The sequence below is a fragment of the Xenorhabdus thailandensis genome, from assembly GCF_037996785.1.
GTDB lineage: Bacteria > Pseudomonadota > Gammaproteobacteria > Enterobacterales > Enterobacteriaceae > Xenorhabdus > Xenorhabdus griffiniae.
Map to the genome: position 1 here is coordinate 102,424 of NZ_JBBMXF010000004.1, position 13,574 is coordinate 115,997.

Annotated in this window: 12 protein-coding genes, 2 tRNA genes and 3 pseudogenes; 8 read left to right on the forward strand and 9 right to left on the reverse strand. The window is 42.6% G+C overall.

Translation table 11 applies throughout. The features are described from left to right. Positions 1 to 53: 53 nt before the first annotated feature. The gene (lpxH, locus tag AAC853_RS01485; protein ID WP_189759619.1) at positions 54 to 776 is read right to left on the reverse strand and encodes a UDP-2,3-diacylglucosamine diphosphatase; all 723 of its coding nucleotides are present in this window, start codon (positions 774 to 776) and stop codon (positions 54 to 56) included. Positions 777 to 793: 17 nt separating this feature from the next. After that, on the reverse strand, positions 794 to 1,288 hold the full coding sequence (gene ppiB, locus AAC853_RS01490; RefSeq protein WP_074019340.1) for a peptidylprolyl isomerase B: 495 nt from the start codon (positions 1,286 to 1,288) through the stop codon (positions 794 to 796). Positions 1,289 to 1,559: 271 nt separating this feature from the next. On the opposite strand from ppiB, the gene cysS reads away from it, so the two are divergent. Further along, positions 1,560 to 2,942 (forward strand): cysteine--tRNA ligase, encoded by a 1,383-nt coding sequence (gene cysS, locus AAC853_RS01495; RefSeq protein WP_340613477.1) that lies wholly within the window; start codon positions 1,560 to 1,562, stop codon positions 2,940 to 2,942. 135 nt (positions 2,943 to 3,077) lie between these two features. On the opposite strand, the gene sra is transcribed toward cysS, so the two are convergent. From sra to folD, 3 genes are all read right to left on the reverse strand, one after another. After that, positions 3,078 to 3,314 carry a stationary-phase-induced ribosome-associated protein gene (gene sra, locus AAC853_RS01500; RefSeq protein ID WP_338883179.1) on the reverse strand — a complete coding sequence of 79 codons (237 nt, stop codon included), beginning with the start codon at positions 3,312 to 3,314 and terminating at the stop codon, positions 3,078 to 3,080. A 520-nt stretch (positions 3,315 to 3,834) separates the two neighbouring features. After that, positions 3,835 to 4,047 carry a ribosome-associated protein YbcJ gene (gene ybcJ / locus AAC853_RS01505; RefSeq protein ID WP_273558785.1) on the reverse strand — a complete coding sequence of 71 codons (213 nt, stop codon included), beginning with the start codon at positions 4,045 to 4,047 and terminating at the stop codon, positions 3,835 to 3,837. Further along, complete coding sequence (gene folD, locus AAC853_RS01510; RefSeq protein WP_189759615.1) at positions 4,047 to 4,922, reverse strand: bifunctional methylenetetrahydrofolate dehydrogenase/methenyltetrahydrofolate cyclohydrolase FolD; 876 nt, start codon at positions 4,920 to 4,922, stop codon at positions 4,047 to 4,049. Before folD ends, ybcJ begins: the two co-directional genes overlap by 1 nt. Before the next feature lie 190 nt (positions 4,923 to 5,112). Between folD and AAC853_RS01515 the strand changes: the two genes are divergently transcribed. From AAC853_RS01515 to AAC853_RS17735, 3 genes and pseudogenes are all read left to right on the forward strand, one after another. Then, positions 5,113 to 5,189, forward strand: a tRNA-Arg gene (locus tag AAC853_RS01515). 165 nt (positions 5,190 to 5,354) lie between these two features. Then, positions 5,355 to 5,631 (forward strand): annotated as a pseudogene (locus AAC853_RS01520) (Arm DNA-binding domain-containing protein); the annotation flags it as partial. A gap of 40 nt (positions 5,632 to 5,671) precedes the next feature. Next, positions 5,672 to 5,804: pseudogene (locus AAC853_RS17735) on the forward strand (IS982 family transposase); the annotation flags it as partial. Positions 5,805 to 5,816: 12 nt separating this feature from the next. Here AAC853_RS17735 and mltD read toward each other — a convergent pair. Together mltD and gloB are read right to left on the reverse strand one after the other, a co-directional pair. Further along, positions 5,817 to 7,148 carry a murein transglycosylase D gene (gene mltD / locus AAC853_RS01525; protein ID WP_338883170.1) on the reverse strand — a complete coding sequence of 444 codons (1,332 nt, stop codon included), beginning with the start codon at positions 7,146 to 7,148 and terminating at the stop codon, positions 5,817 to 5,819. Positions 7,149 to 7,220: 72 nt separating this feature from the next. Then, on the reverse strand, positions 7,221 to 7,976 hold the full coding sequence (gene gloB / locus AAC853_RS01530; RefSeq protein WP_338883169.1) for a hydroxyacylglutathione hydrolase: 756 nt from the start codon (positions 7,974 to 7,976) through the stop codon (positions 7,221 to 7,223). 52 nt (positions 7,977 to 8,028) lie between these two features. On the opposite strand from gloB, the gene AAC853_RS01535 reads away from it, so the two are divergent. After that, a complete protein-coding gene (locus AAC853_RS01535; RefSeq protein ID WP_338883167.1) occupies positions 8,029 to 8,745 on the forward strand; it encodes a class I SAM-dependent methyltransferase in 717 nt (238 codons plus the stop codon). A gap of 8 nt (positions 8,746 to 8,753) precedes the next feature. Here AAC853_RS01535 and rnhA read toward each other — a convergent pair. Further along, positions 8,754 to 9,286 (reverse strand): annotated as a pseudogene (gene rnhA / locus AAC853_RS01540) (ribonuclease HI). Between the two features lies 1 nt (position 9,287). Between rnhA and dnaQ the strand changes: the two are divergent. Both dnaQ and AAC853_RS01550 read left to right on the forward strand, forming a co-directional pair. Then, complete coding sequence (gene dnaQ / locus AAC853_RS01545) at positions 9,288 to 10,037, forward strand: DNA polymerase III subunit epsilon (protein ID WP_338885610.1); 750 nt, start codon at positions 9,288 to 9,290, stop codon at positions 10,035 to 10,037. A gap of 137 nt (positions 10,038 to 10,174) precedes the next feature. Continuing rightward, positions 10,175 to 10,251: transfer RNA gene (locus AAC853_RS01550), tRNA-Asp, on the forward strand. Positions 10,252 to 10,296: 45 nt separating this feature from the next. Here AAC853_RS01550 and AAC853_RS01555 read toward each other — a convergent pair. After that, positions 10,297 to 10,848 (reverse strand): GNAT family N-acetyltransferase, encoded by a 552-nt coding sequence (locus AAC853_RS01555; protein ID WP_340613478.1) that lies wholly within the window; start codon positions 10,846 to 10,848, stop codon positions 10,297 to 10,299. Positions 10,849 to 11,422: 574 nt separating this feature from the next. Here AAC853_RS01555 and tkt point away from each other — a divergent pair. Beyond that, positions 11,423 to 13,417, forward strand: coding sequence for a transketolase (tkt, locus tag AAC853_RS01560; RefSeq protein WP_338883165.1), 1,995 nt, complete (start codon positions 11,423 to 11,425; stop codon positions 13,415 to 13,417). Positions 13,418 to 13,574: the final 157 nt, after the last annotated feature.

The window sequence follows — 13,574 nt, forward strand, 5'->3', positions numbered from 1 at the left end:
GGAAAACGTTTGCGTCGTTTGATTTATCGATTTTTACAAAATAAGCAAGGCGCTTAGAAAGAGAAGGATATCAATTCAATAGCCGTTTCTGTAACTTTGAACATCGAACCTTGCTCATGCCAGGCCCCTAATACACCGCGATGCACGGTCTTATCGCCAATCTGAATATCGTGTATTGCTGGGCGATGAGTATGCCCGTGAATGATCCAATCTGTTTGATATTTATTAAAATGCTCAATAACAGCCTCTTGGTTGACATCCATAATAGACGCGGATTTTTGGCTGTTGGCATAGTGGCTACCTGCTCGCATTTTGGCTGCAATTTTTAAACGGATAAATAAAGGGAGAAACAGGAATAGCCGTTGTATCCACGGAGTATGTACCCGCTTACGATATTGCTGATAGTTGATATCATCGGTGCATAGCGTATCGCCATGCAAAATCAGAATACGTTTACCATGCAACTCCAGCACTTCTTCCTGTGGAAGCAGAATCAAACCGCTCTCTCTGGCAAAACGGGAGCCGAGCAAGAAATCACGATTGCCATGCATGAAATAACAGGGAATACCTTGTTGTTTCAGTTCATTAAGGGCCTGGGCGATTTTGGTATGCAATGGGTTGGGATCATCATCACCAATCCAGTAATCAAAAAAATCACCGAGAATATAAAGACTTTCAGCGTGGATTGCATCTTCACGTAAAAAACGCAGAAAACCGGCAGTAATTGCCGGCTCTTGTTCACTGAGATGCAAATCTGCAATAAACAGTGTACTCATGTAGCGTCTAACAGTAATTATTCGCCAACAGTGACACGTTCAATGATCACATCTTCATGTGGTACATCTTGGTGCATACCGCTGCGACCGGTGGAAACACCTTTAATTTTATCAACCACGTCCATGCCTTCAACAACTTCGGCAAATACACAGTAACCCCATCCATCTGGACGCTCTGAACGGAAGTTCAGGAAATCGTTATCGACAACGTTAATGAAGAACTGGGCAGTTGCAGAGTGCGGATCATTGGTGCGTGCCATAGCGATAGTGCCACGGCTGTTTTTCAGGCCATTGTTGGCTTCGTTTTTGACAGGAGCTTTCGTTGTTTTCTGCTTCATACCTGGTTCAAAGCCACCGCCTTGAATCATGAAGCCATTGATAACACGGTGAAAAATAGTGTTGTCATAAAAACCTTCAGAGCAGTAACTCAGGAAATTTTCAACAGTTACAGGTGCTTTATCAGCGAAGGTTTTGATTACGATATCGCCAAAGTTGGTGTGGAAAGTCACCATAATAGAAATCCTAGTAATAGTTTTGATTGACCCTGTATTTAGGGGATTCGGAACAACCGTTGTTATATCATATCTCAGATTTTGAGTCAGTATTCTGAGACGTATCAGAACAAGGCGGTTTATGGCACTTGCAAAGCATTGCATATCAAGGTGAAATACTCGTCTGGCTTTTCTATATTCTCATTTATTTATCTTGCTGATAAAGAAGCCTATAATCAGCCAATTCATTTGATTTTATTACACGTACATTAATTTTTACGGAAACCCACTGATGCTAAAAATTTTCAACACTCTCAGCCGTCAAAAAGAAGAATTTAAGCCGATTCACGAAGGAAAAGTGGGCATGTACGTGTGTGGTATCACCATTTATGACTTGTGTCATATTGGTCATGGCCGAACATTTGTGGCATTTGATGTGATTGCTCGTTACCTGCGTTATCTGGGATATAATCTGACGTATGTTCGTAACGTCACTGACGTGGATGATAAAATTATTAAACGCGCCATCGAAAATAATGAAAGTTGTGACGATTTGACCGTACGCATGTTGGCAGAAATGCACAGCGATTTTGATGCATTGAATATCTTGCGCCCGGATTTAGAGCCTCGTGCAACGCAGCATATCCCAGAGATCATTGCCATCACGGAAGAGCTGATTAAGCGCGGGCACGCTTATGTTGCCGCTAATGGTGACGTCATGTTTTCCATCGACACCAATCCTCATTATGGCCTGCTCTCCCGCCAGGATTTGGAGCAATTACAAGCGGGTGCCCGTGTTGAAGTGGCAGATGTAAAACGTAACCCGATGGATTTTGTATTATGGAAAATGTCCAAACCAGGCGAGCCGAGCTGGGAATCTCCGTGGGGAGCAGGACGTCCGGGTTGGCATATCGAATGTTCCGCCATGAACGGCAAGACGCTGGGTCACCACTTTGATATCCACGGTGGCGGTTCTGATTTAATGTTCCCGCATCATGAAAATGAAATTGCCCAATCCACTTGTGCCCATGATGGTCCTTACGTCAATTATTGGATGCATTCCGGCATGGTCATGGTGGATAAAGAGAAGATGTCCAAGTCATTGAACAACTTCTTTACTATCCGTGATGTGCTGGAATATTACGATGCTGAGACCGTGCGTTATTTCTTGTTGTCCGGCCACTATCGCAGCCAGTTGAATTATACGGAAGAGAACCTAAAACAGGCACGCACATCCCTTGAACGTTTGTATACTTCTCTGCGTGGCACCGATAAATTCGCCCAACTTGCTGGTGGGGAAGCATTTGAAGCCCGTTTCGTTGAAGCAATGAACGATGATTTCAATACACCAGAAGCGTATTCAGTCTTGTTTGATATGGCGCGTGAGCTTAATCGTTTGAAGACCGAAGACATGGTTGCGGCTAATGGTCTGGCGGCAAGGTTACGTAAATTAGCAGGGATCCTTGGTCTGTTGGAACAAGATCCAGAACACTTTTTGCAAGGCGGAGCACAGGCGGACGACGATGTTGCCCGAATTGAAGCATTAATCAAACAGCGTAACGATGCCCGTAAAAACAAAGAATGGTCATTGGCTGATGCGGCGCGCGATCAGTTAAATGAAATGGGAATTGAGCTAGAAGATGGCCCACAAGGAACAACATGGCGCCGTAAATAATCGATTTTTGCTTTTTTGATCACCAGAACCGCCCCTTAGATGGGCGGTTCAGTTTTTAATGTCTTTACGCTTTCTTAGCGAGATTTTTTAGTTGTAGTTCTGGTTGTATAAATGAGCGGAATAAAACCGACAAATTTATTGATGACTGCTTAAGTGCTTAGGATAGAAAGCATTTCCAGCGTGATACGTGACTTTTCCAGAAACAGCATCTCGTTTCATGGCAACGAAAGAAGAATGGCTCAGATGTTCTGGTATTTGATGAGTGTTATCACTGGAAGCAGGATTAAGAAGAGAAATTTTTACTCTGCGTTTAGAATTACTTAATTTATAAGGCAAACCTAACAACCTTCTTGCAGCTCTATTACTTAACATAATTAACTCCGTTTCAGTTGTACATAAGTTTCCCAGTATAGCGACTTATTAAAAAATTGATATGATTGTTTATCAATATATCGTCAATGTCACATATTTTTCGAATAAAAACAGATAAATCCGTAGCCAGAAAAAATAATATCTGCCAATAATATTGATGTTATTATTGACATCATATTATTTAATATTCACATATCACCTTGTACTGGTTGATACCAATCTAACTTCAAGATGCGAGTGATGCCTCCCCGTTTTGCGGGAAAACATCAAGTTTCATATAGTGTTATAAATTGCAACTTGAAGTTTAATGCGTATATACCCAATGAATTTTAAGTTGCAGCTTGCAAATCAATGTAACTGTTTATATCTCCCCGCGTAGCGGGGAGATATAAGACGCATCTTGAAAGACGATTGGTATATAAAATAATTAATTTCTATTTATAAAATAAAAAAAACAGTACCTTGTATATTAAGGTACTGTTTTTCTGAAAAGTATTAGTGGTAATGTTTACCTATTGAGTTATGCTTCAACGCGAACAGATTCGCCATTAAAGGCAACAACCTTACCGGCAGTAATTTTACAGCGTTTACGCGTTTCGAGTTGGCTATCAACCTGAACCAAACCTTCTGCAATCACGGCTTTCGCCGCAGCACCACTTTCACACCAGCCTTGAAATTTCAGCAAATCACATAACTCGACATAGGGGTGACCATCTAAATAAAAAATTTCCATCAATAACCTTCAGTTGTATCCACATCGTGATATTCCTCGCAAGCTTGCAAGGTATTTTGAATCAATGTTGCAACGGTCATTGGTCCGACACCGCCAGGTACGGGGGAGATCCAACTTGCGCGTTCGGACGCCTTATCGAAATCAACATCACCAATGACTTTGCCATTTTCCAGCCGATTGATACCAACATCAATCACAATTGCGCCCGGCTTAATCCACTCACCAGGAATAAAGTTGGGTTTACCAACCGCAACGACGAGTAAATCCGCTTGTTCAACATGCTGACGTAAGTTTTTGGTAAAGCGATGCGTTACAGTAGTTGTACAGCCTGCCAACAGCAATTCAAGGCTCATAGGGCGCCCAACGATATTAGAAGCGCCAATAATAACGGCATTTAGCCCATAGGTATTGATATTGCATCGTTCAAGCAGAGTTACAATTCCACGGGGAGTACAAGGGCGCAGTTTAGGGGCGCGCTGGCACAAACGGCCGATATTATAAGGATGGAAACCATCCACATCCTTATCGGGATGAATGCGTTCCAGTACTTTGACATTATCAATGCCGGCAGGTAAAGGGAGTTGAACCAAAATACCATCGATTTGCGCATCGGCGTTCAGGTCATCTATCAGGGAGAGTAATTCGGCCTCGCTGGTAGTATCAGGCAAGTCATAAGAGCGGGACATAAACCCGACCTCTTCACAGGCGCGGCGTTTGCTGGCGACATAAATTTGAGAAGCTGGGTTTTCTCCCACTAAAACGACGGCAAGACCTGGTGCTCGTTTTCCGGCGGCAACGCGCTGTCTGACTTTTTCTGCAACTTCGTTTCTGATTGTCTGCGCAATCGTTTTCCCATCAATAATTTTTGCTGACATGTATTTAAGATTCCACTATCAAGTATAGGAATGGGGACTATTTTGTCAGAACATGAACCGCCTGTCAGTTTTATTAATAACCATAAAATGAACATATGAGCGAAAAGGGCATTGACTCATTCCATTATGCCCGTATAATCCGGTGCTGCGTTAAGGCATTAATAATGTTCCTTATTCTATATCCCCTAATGCGCCCTTAGCTCAGCTGGATAGAGCAACGGCCTTCTAAGCCGTAGGTCACAGGTTCGAATCCTGTAGGGCGTACCATCCATTCATATCGTAACGTCTTCCGAAGTCTATAAAACCCCAGTAAATCCGCAGTATTAGCCTTTTCCCGTTCTCCTGTAGTCTAGTCAGGTATGTTGAAATCTACGATCTTATAGGGGCACATTTAGGGGTACATTCAGGTTCAATGAAGTGAGATACCCCCAAGTGAAGCTAACAGCCCGACAGGTGGACACTGCAAAGCCGAAAGAAAAACCCTATAAACTTGCAGATGGTGGCGGATTATATCTATTGGTTAATCCTAATGGCTTTCGCTATTGGAGGTTAACGTATCGGATTGCAGGCAAAAAAATTACTCGCATTGATTGGGGTATATCCTGAAATCTCTCTTGCTGAAGCAAGAACCAAGAAAAATGATGCACGGCGGACGCTATCGGATGGTAATGATTCGATAGAGGAAAAGAAAGCGGAGAAGGTAGCCAAAGTATTTCGAGTCACATATTCAAGATGTTGATTAGTCTTAAATAGAGCATCCGCGTCACCGAAGTATAAAAGGCTTTCTGTTGTGTATTTTAATTGATTGCTTATTACCTTAAATTGAATAAGCCATCACTGGAAGTCTTCTACTCAGAAGAAGATTTTTCAATGATGGCTTAAACGGAATTGGGGTTAATTAAGATAAAGCGTTAACGCCATGCCAGGTTTTATCTCTTTGATTTTTAAGTTTTTATTCCAACTAATCAAATCATTAAGATTCACGCCATGACGTTTAGCGATACTGAAGAATGAATCACCTTTGCGCACATGATAAGTAACCGGGCTATTGTTATCGATTTTTAGCACTTGACCGATCTTGAGCCGATCTACCGTTTTTAAGCTATTTAGTTTTTGCAACTTTTGATGGGTAGTCTTGAAACGTTTTGCAATCGTTGACAATGTGTCTCCAGCACGAACGGTATAGTGGCTTCGTTGCTGTAATTTGTGTGTATTGTATTCAGTTGCTAATCGGATGTCGTTCAAGATGTCCTTATCTGCTAAGGACGCCTTAAATTGGTTGATATTCTTTTTTGGTAGCATGATGTAATGCGGTCCATAAGGAGATGTCATACCTTGTTTGTAGCCTGGGTTATATGCCCTGATTGATGTCAACGATAGCCCAGATAATTCAGCTGCTTGTGACAACATTATTTGTTGCCCTATTTCAACCTTCGCCAGCGCATGTTGGTTGTTAGGCTTAGGGAGTTTGAAACCAAATTTTTGATTATGGTGAATGATATTACTCAGTGCCAATATCTTAGGAACATAATGCATTGTTTCCCGTGGTAGTGACAGCGACCAAAAATCAGTTGGTTTTCCTTGTGCTTTATTATCTTTGATTGCACGTATGACCCTGCCTTCGCCACTGTTGTAAGCGGCAATAGTTAAAAGCCAATCACCATTGAATCGTCTGTTGAGGGATTCAAGCATATCAAGAGCGACGGTTGTTGATGCAGCAATGTCACGACGAGCATCGTACCATTTATCTTGTTTCAGGCCATAATGATGGCCGGTACTTGGGATAATCTGCCATAATCCTGCCGCTTTGGCGTAGGAAGTAGCATGGGGGTCAAAAGCACTCTCCACTACAGGTAGCAATACCAATTCCATTGGCATATGTCGGTTATCAAGTTGCTCAACTATCCAATAAATGTATGGTTCTGCACGCGATATCACGTTTTGGATATGACTCTTGTGTTTCAAGTAGTAACTTTGTTGTTCGTTCACTCTGCTATTATCAGGAACTTCCATTTTCAACTCATCGCGAATATGTCCCCACAAATCTTGTTGGGCTGTCGGACTTATCTTCCAGTTTGCAGTATCATCTGGTTTTGCAATACCGTCCGTTTTCTGGTTCGTTGAAAACATCTTCTGTGCTTGTTGCTGGGAAGGAGCCTTTGTCTGTAGGCTCGATTGACACCCAGCAAGAAGAACAGAGCTGAACAAGATCACTTTTGCCTTCATGTTCTTTTCTGATGCTTGCCTAAAAGGCGAGCAATAATACTGGCCTATTATGTAGAAGACAACCCAATAAAGTTAAAATCGATCTTTATAAGCCCTTAGTTGCTGAAAAATAGAAGGAAGTGACATTGAATTAGATTTGATTCCGATATTTTTTTGTAAATCAGTATCGTGGCAATTTAAGAAAACATTAATTTTTTTCTCTGTTTGTAAATTTGTTGGGACTGTTGCTTGGTTATTTTTACGTAATTTAAGAATTTCTTGATAGTAATCATGAATAATCTGATTATTGGGTAATACTGCTGTTGCAAATTTCATATTTGCCGCCGTGTATTCGTGAGCACAGCAGATCAATGTATCATCAGGTAATGATGAAATTTTATCCAGAGAGGAAAACATCTGTTCAGCTGTACCTTCAAATAATCGCCCACAACCACCAGAAAATAGAGTATCTCCACAAAACAGATAGGGAGCCTGATAGAATGCAATGTGGCCAAGTGTGTGTCCTGGCAGCGCGATGACTCGGAAAGAAAAATTTCCTATTTCAACCGTGTTATCTTCATAGACAATATGAGTTGTTCCTTTGTTTTTTGTCTCTTCAGGGCCGTATACGGGTAACTCAGGATATTGTTTAAGTAGTCCAGGAACCCCGCCAACATGATCATAATGGTGGTGCGTCAGCAGTATCGCAGCGGGAGTAAGTTGATTTGCTGCTAAAATATCAATCACAGGTTGTGATTCAGCAGGATCGATAATAGCGCAATGCTTGTTTTCATCACAAAGTAACCAAATGTAGTTATCTGAAAGGGCCGGTATCCTGATAAGCTCCATTATATGCCTCATTTTCATAGTAGGTTTATAAGTAGGTTGAAAGGAAGATGACATGCGATCAGCACGTTTAATCAAGCAAATAACCCTCCCTGCTTCTTGGGCTGAGTTACCATGGGGAGAATATTACCGTGTCGCTCTGGAACGTCAATTGGAACCATGGTGGCCCAAAATCTTTGGTTTTCATTTAGTGAAAATTGGTAACTTAAGTGCCGAAATTGATACTCGTTCCTGTTTGGTCAGCCATCAAGTCAATATAGGATCACAAGGGCAAAATATGGATGTCATTACTGATCCCAATTATCTCCCTTTTGCAACTAAATCTGTTGATGCCTGTTTGTTGGCGCATATGTTGACTTATAGTACTGATCCACACTGGCTTTTGAGAGAAGTTGATAGGATCATGATAGACGATGGTTGGTTGGTTATCAGTGGTTTTAATCCAATGAGTATATTAGGTTTCAGGAAAATGATTGCTCCGGTATATCGTCGGCAATCTTGCAAAGCTCAAATGTTTACAATGCTGCGCCAATTGGATTGGCTGCGTCTTCTTAATTACGAAGTTATCCACCACGCCAACTTCCATGTTTTACCGTGGCAAAACGGAAAGCGTTTTGATAACTCCTGTATGTCAATATTTGGTTGTCTGAATGTGATTATCGCCCGCAAACGGACAATACCGTTGACATTGAACCCCATGCGGGCAACATTGATGAAACCAAGACTCAGTAATGCGTTGGGGGCAGCAAAAAATATTCACCGACGCTATTAATTGACGGGTTAATTTTCGCTTTCTATATAGCCATTATCCGTTTGAGTCGGGTTACTAGCGGCTGTGCGAGCCAGTTCATCACACTGTTCATTCTCCCGATGTCCAGCGTGGCCTTTTACCCAGCGCCAATCAATGTCATGCCGTGAGATAGCTTGATCGAGCCGCTGCCAGAGATCGACATTGACGACGGGAGATTTATCCGCTTTTTTCCAGCCGCGTTTTTTCCAGTTATGGATCCATTGGGTGATCCCTTGACGTACATACTGGCTGTCCGTCGTCAAGATCACGGTACAAGGACGTTTAAGAGCCTCCAATCCTATAATGGCTGCCATTAATTCCATACGGTTATTGGTTGTGCGAAAATAACCGCCACTCAAGGTTTTTTCTTGCTGTTGGTAGCGGAGTAAAACGCCATATCCGCCAGGGCCAGGATTGCCGAGGCAAGAACCATCGGTGAAAATTTCTACCTGTTTGTTCATTTTTGGTAGACTCTTCCTATATTGTCTTTAATCAAAAATCTAAGTCTGACACAAAAAAACATGATGAGCACTGCTATTACTCGCCAAATAGTCCTCGATACTGAAACAACCGGTATGAACAAACTAGGGGTTCACTATGAAGGACACAACATCATTGAAATTGGTGCCGTGGAGGTTATCAACCGTCGTCTGACTGGACGCCATTTTCATATTTATATCAAGCCAGAACGTTTAGTTGATCCCGAAGCGTTTGAAGTTCACGGCATTAGTGATGAATTTTTGCAGGATAAACCGAAATTTGCTGATATCGCTGATGAGTTCATTGAATTTATCCGTGGTGCTGAGTTGATTATTCATAACGCAACGTTTGATATTGGCTTTATGGATTATGAATTCAGTAAACTGAATCGCAATATTCCACCCACTGCTGAGTTTTGTACTATTACAGATACTTTGGCATTGGCGAGGAAACTTTTCCCCGGCAAACGCAATAATCTCGATGCGTTATGTGATCGTTACCATATTGATAACTCAAAACGTACCCTCCACGGGGCGTTGCTCGATGCCGAGATTCTGGCTGATGTTTATCTGTCAATGACAGGTGGTCAGACATCATTGGCTTTTTCGATGGAAGGGGAAACGTCAGGCAGTACGCAGGTTGCAGAAATCCAGAAGATTACTCGCCCACAGTCAGGGCTGAGAATTGTTTATGCTTCCGATGAAGAATTAATTCAGCATGAATCTCGTTTGGATTTGGTGGAAAAGAAGGGGGGAAGCTGTCTTTGGCGTATAAAACCTGAACAGATACATTGAGAAACAGCCGCAAAATAGGGGTAAATGCATAATTTAGGCGAAATACTGCGCAAATAAACTATTTTGTTATAAAAAGCGATTGACGGATTTTATCGTAGCCCGTATTATCCACCCCGTTCTCAACCAGAACGCCATGCGGTGCGGTAGTTCAGTTGGTTAGAATACCGGCCTGTCACGCCGGGGGTCGCGGGTTCGAGTCCCGTCCGCACCGCCAGAATTTATAAGCCCTGAGTTTTTTTAACTCAGGGTTTTTTGTTTTTTACAGAACATCTTCAATCCATTTATAAAAATACGTTGTCCCTGAAAATTCTCCGTTGGAATCGATAACAAAATTGGGGATCTGCCCGACTTCAATAAAACCACATTTTCGGTACAGTGTAGAAGCTGGATCGTGAGTGCGCGTGTCCAATACCAATAAATGACGTTGATATTGTTTCGCCAGGCGCTCAAGTTCATTCATCAACTTTCTACCAAGCCCACGCTGGCGGTAAGCGGTATGTACCATCAGTTTTTCCACGTCGGCACGGTGCAGTCCATTCTTTTTCTTGCAGAGGGAAAGTTGCACTGAACCTGCGATGTTTTCACCTGCTAGCGCGACAAGCAGTAATCGATGACTTGATATAAGATCTGCTTCGACATCTTGCCAATATTGTTCTGCTTCGTTTTCTTTCAATGGCGCAATAAAGCCGATAGAGGCATTACTTTCGACACAGTTATGGAGTAATTGGATAAGCTCATCGCGTTTTGTATTGATGGAATCTAATTGTATGATGGCTGGAGTTAATATTGAATCAGGTATAGGTTTTGTCATTTATTATTGATTTTAGAGTAAGAGGAAAGTTAAATACCGTACAATAATATTTTTGCCATGTATATGAAAATAAATGCATATGTCAATAATAAAATGAAGCTGAATGTGTGTGATTTCTCCCCGCTTCGTGGGGAGAAATCAGGTTTCATAGCGTGTTGTAAATTACAACTTGAAGTTTAATGCATTATATTACAAGTGAATTTATCAAAACTACTGTTCTTTGAAGTGAGTAAATGTTCGGAATTAGAGGATGTATTACTTTTGCATCATAAACCTAATTGGGCCGAAAAACTCACCTTTTTAGCCTTGATTAACCTATTGAATATCGTGTCTAATACGTGGCTTTCTATTGCGCAAATCAAACAAGGAAATGACTCCCTATTTGCGCAAGAGTACCTTTCGTTGTATGCATTACTTTGAAGAGGATCAAAACAACAGGGTAAATCAAAGAATTATTGTCTGAGAACAATTAAGATAGTTCTCCTTATCTGACATTAATGATTGCGGCTTGTATGCTGCGCTGCGAAAATTAGTCCTTAGTTCACTAACGCTTTTATCCGACTTGGAGTAAAGAATGACCACTCGTAAAACCCTTGCTAATGCTATCCGCTTTTTAAGCATGGACGCTGTGCAGAAAGCAAAATCAGGGCATCCTGGCGCACCAATGGGAATGGCCGATATTGCTGAAGTGCTGTGGCGCGACTATCTGAACCATAACCCTTCTAATCCTAGCTGGGTTGATCGTGACCGTTTCGTGTTATCTAATGGCCACGGCTCCATGCTGATATATAGCCTTCTTCACCTGACGGGTTATGATGTTTCTATTGATGATTTGAAGAACTTCCGTCAACTGCACTCTAAAACGCCAGGCCATCCCGAATATGGCTATACTCCAGGCGTAGAAACCACTACTGGTCCATTGGGACAGGGTATTGCCAATGCAGTTGGTTTTGCGATTGCAGAACGTACACTGGCGGCGCAGTTCAACCGTCCAGGCCATGATATCGTCGATCATTATACTTATGTGTTCATGGGTGACGGCTGTATGATGGAAGGGATCTCCCATGAAGTTTGCTCTTTGGCGGGTACACTGAAACTGGGCAAGTTGATCGCATTTTATGATGACAACGGTATTTCTATTGATGGTGAAGTTGAAGGTTGGTTCACTGATGATACCGCAGCACGCTTTGAAGCCTATGGCTGGCATGTTATCCGTGGCGTAGATGGTCATGATTCTGACGCTATTGCGGCAGCCATTGAAGCAGCACGCAAAGAAACAAACAAACCATCCCTGTTGATGTGCAAAACCATCATTGGTTTTGGTTCACCAAACAAAGCAGGCAAAGAAGAATGTCATGGTGCGCCGTTGGGTGATGCTGAAATTGAAGCAACCCGTAAAGCGCTAGGTTGGGAACATCCTGCGTTTGAAATTCCTCAGAACATTTACGCTGGCTGGAACGCCCAAGAAGCAGGTAAGAGTAAGGAAGCTACTTGGGAAGAAAAATTTGCTGCCTATGCGCAAGCTTATCCAGAATTGGCTGCTGAATTTAACCGTCGTACCCGTGGCGAACTGCCAGCGAACTGGGAAACTGAATCCAAGGCATTCATTGAAAAGCTGCAACAGAACCCAGCTTCCATTGCCAGCCGTAAGGCATCACAAAATGCACTGGAAGCGTTCGGTAAAGTTCTACCCGAATTTATGGGTGGCTCTGCTGACTTAGCACCAAGTAACCTGACTATGTGGTCTGGCTCTAAGCCTCTGAACGAAGTTCAGGATGGTAACTACATTCACTATGGTGTACGTGAATTTGGTATGTCTGCCATCATGAACGGTATCGCACTGCATGGTGGTTTTGTGCCTTATGGCGCAACATTCTTGATGTTCGTGGAATATGCCCGTAACGCTGTACGCATGGCGGCACTGATGAAAGTGCGTAGCATTTTCGTTTATACCCACGATTCTATTGGGCTGGGTGAAGATGGTCCAACTCACCAACCAGTCGAGCAAATTGCTAGCCTGCGCGTAACACCAAACATGAGCACATGGCGTCCATGTGACCAGGTTGAATCTGCGGTTGCGTGGAAATATGCCATTGAGCGCAAAGATGGCCCAACTTCACTGATCTTCTCTCGTCAAAATCTGGTACAGCAGGAGCGTACTACTGAGCAATTGGCGAATATCGAGAAAGGGGCTTACATCCTGAAGGATTGTGCAGGCCAGCCTGAATTGATCCTGATTGCTACGGGTTCCGAAGTGGAATTGGCAGTGAAAGCGGCTGAGCAACTGACCGCCGAAGGTCGTCAGGTTCGTGTGGTTTCTATGCCATCAACCGATGCTTTTGATAAGCAAGATGCTGCATATCGTGAAGCAGTATTGCCAGCCGCAGTTTCTGCTCGTGTTGCTGTCGAAGCGGGTATTTCTGATTACTGGTTCAAATACGTTGGTATCAATGGCGCTATCGTTGGTATGAATACTTTCGGTGAATCTGCACCTGCTGATGTTCTGTTCAAAGAGTTTGGTTTCACTGTTGAAAATGTAGTAGCCAAGGCAACAGCTTTGCTGAAATAATCCATATAAGCGCATTCGTATCAATTTTAGAGCGAGTGCGCTCTTTTTTTGTTCAACTTTTCTTCCATAATGTGACGAATGGCGCTTGCCATCATTCCTTTTTTCTCGTAATCTGCTTTTTATAGTTGCTGAACCGTTTCAGTTAGGTGCATAAATT

Excerpts from the sequence above, each read along its gene's own strand:
- folD (WP_189759615.1), bottom strand. The coding sequence starts at position 4,922 with ATGTCAGCAAAAATTATTGATGGGAAAACGATTGCGCAGACAATCAGA.
- gloB (WP_338883169.1), bottom strand. The coding sequence starts at position 7,976 with ATGGAGCTTATCAGGATACCGGCCCTTTCAGATAACTACATTTGGTTA.
- ppiB (WP_074019340.1), bottom strand. The coding sequence starts at position 1,288 with ATGGTGACTTTCCACACCAACTTTGGCGATATCGTAATCAAAACCTTC.
- lpxH (WP_189759619.1), bottom strand. The coding sequence starts at position 776 with ATGAGTACACTGTTTATTGCAGATTTGCATCTCAGTGAACAAGAGCCG.
- AAC853_RS01535 (WP_338883167.1), top strand. The coding sequence starts at position 8,029 with ATGCGATCAGCACGTTTAATCAAGCAAATAACCCTCCCTGCTTCTTGG.
- ybcJ (WP_273558785.1), bottom strand. The coding sequence starts at position 4,047 with ATGGAAATTTTTTATTTAGATGGTCACCCCTATGTCGAGTTATGTGAT.
- cysS (WP_340613477.1), top strand. The coding sequence starts at position 1,560 with ATGCTAAAAATTTTCAACACTCTCAGCCGTCAAAAAGAAGAATTTAAG.
- AAC853_RS01555 (WP_340613478.1), bottom strand. The coding sequence starts at position 10,848 with ATGACAAAACCTATACCTGATTCAATATTAACTCCAGCCATCATACAA.
- sra (WP_338883179.1), bottom strand. The coding sequence starts at position 3,314 with ATGTTAAGTAATAGAGCTGCAAGAAGGTTGTTAGGTTTGCCTTATAAA.
- dnaQ (WP_338885610.1), top strand. The coding sequence starts at position 9,288 with ATGAGCACTGCTATTACTCGCCAAATAGTCCTCGATACTGAAACAACC.
- mltD (WP_338883170.1), bottom strand. The coding sequence starts at position 7,148 with ATGAAGGCAAAAGTGATCTTGTTCAGCTCTGTTCTTCTTGCTGGGTGT.
- tkt (WP_338883165.1), top strand. The coding sequence starts at position 11,423 with ATGACCACTCGTAAAACCCTTGCTAATGCTATCCGCTTTTTAAGCATG.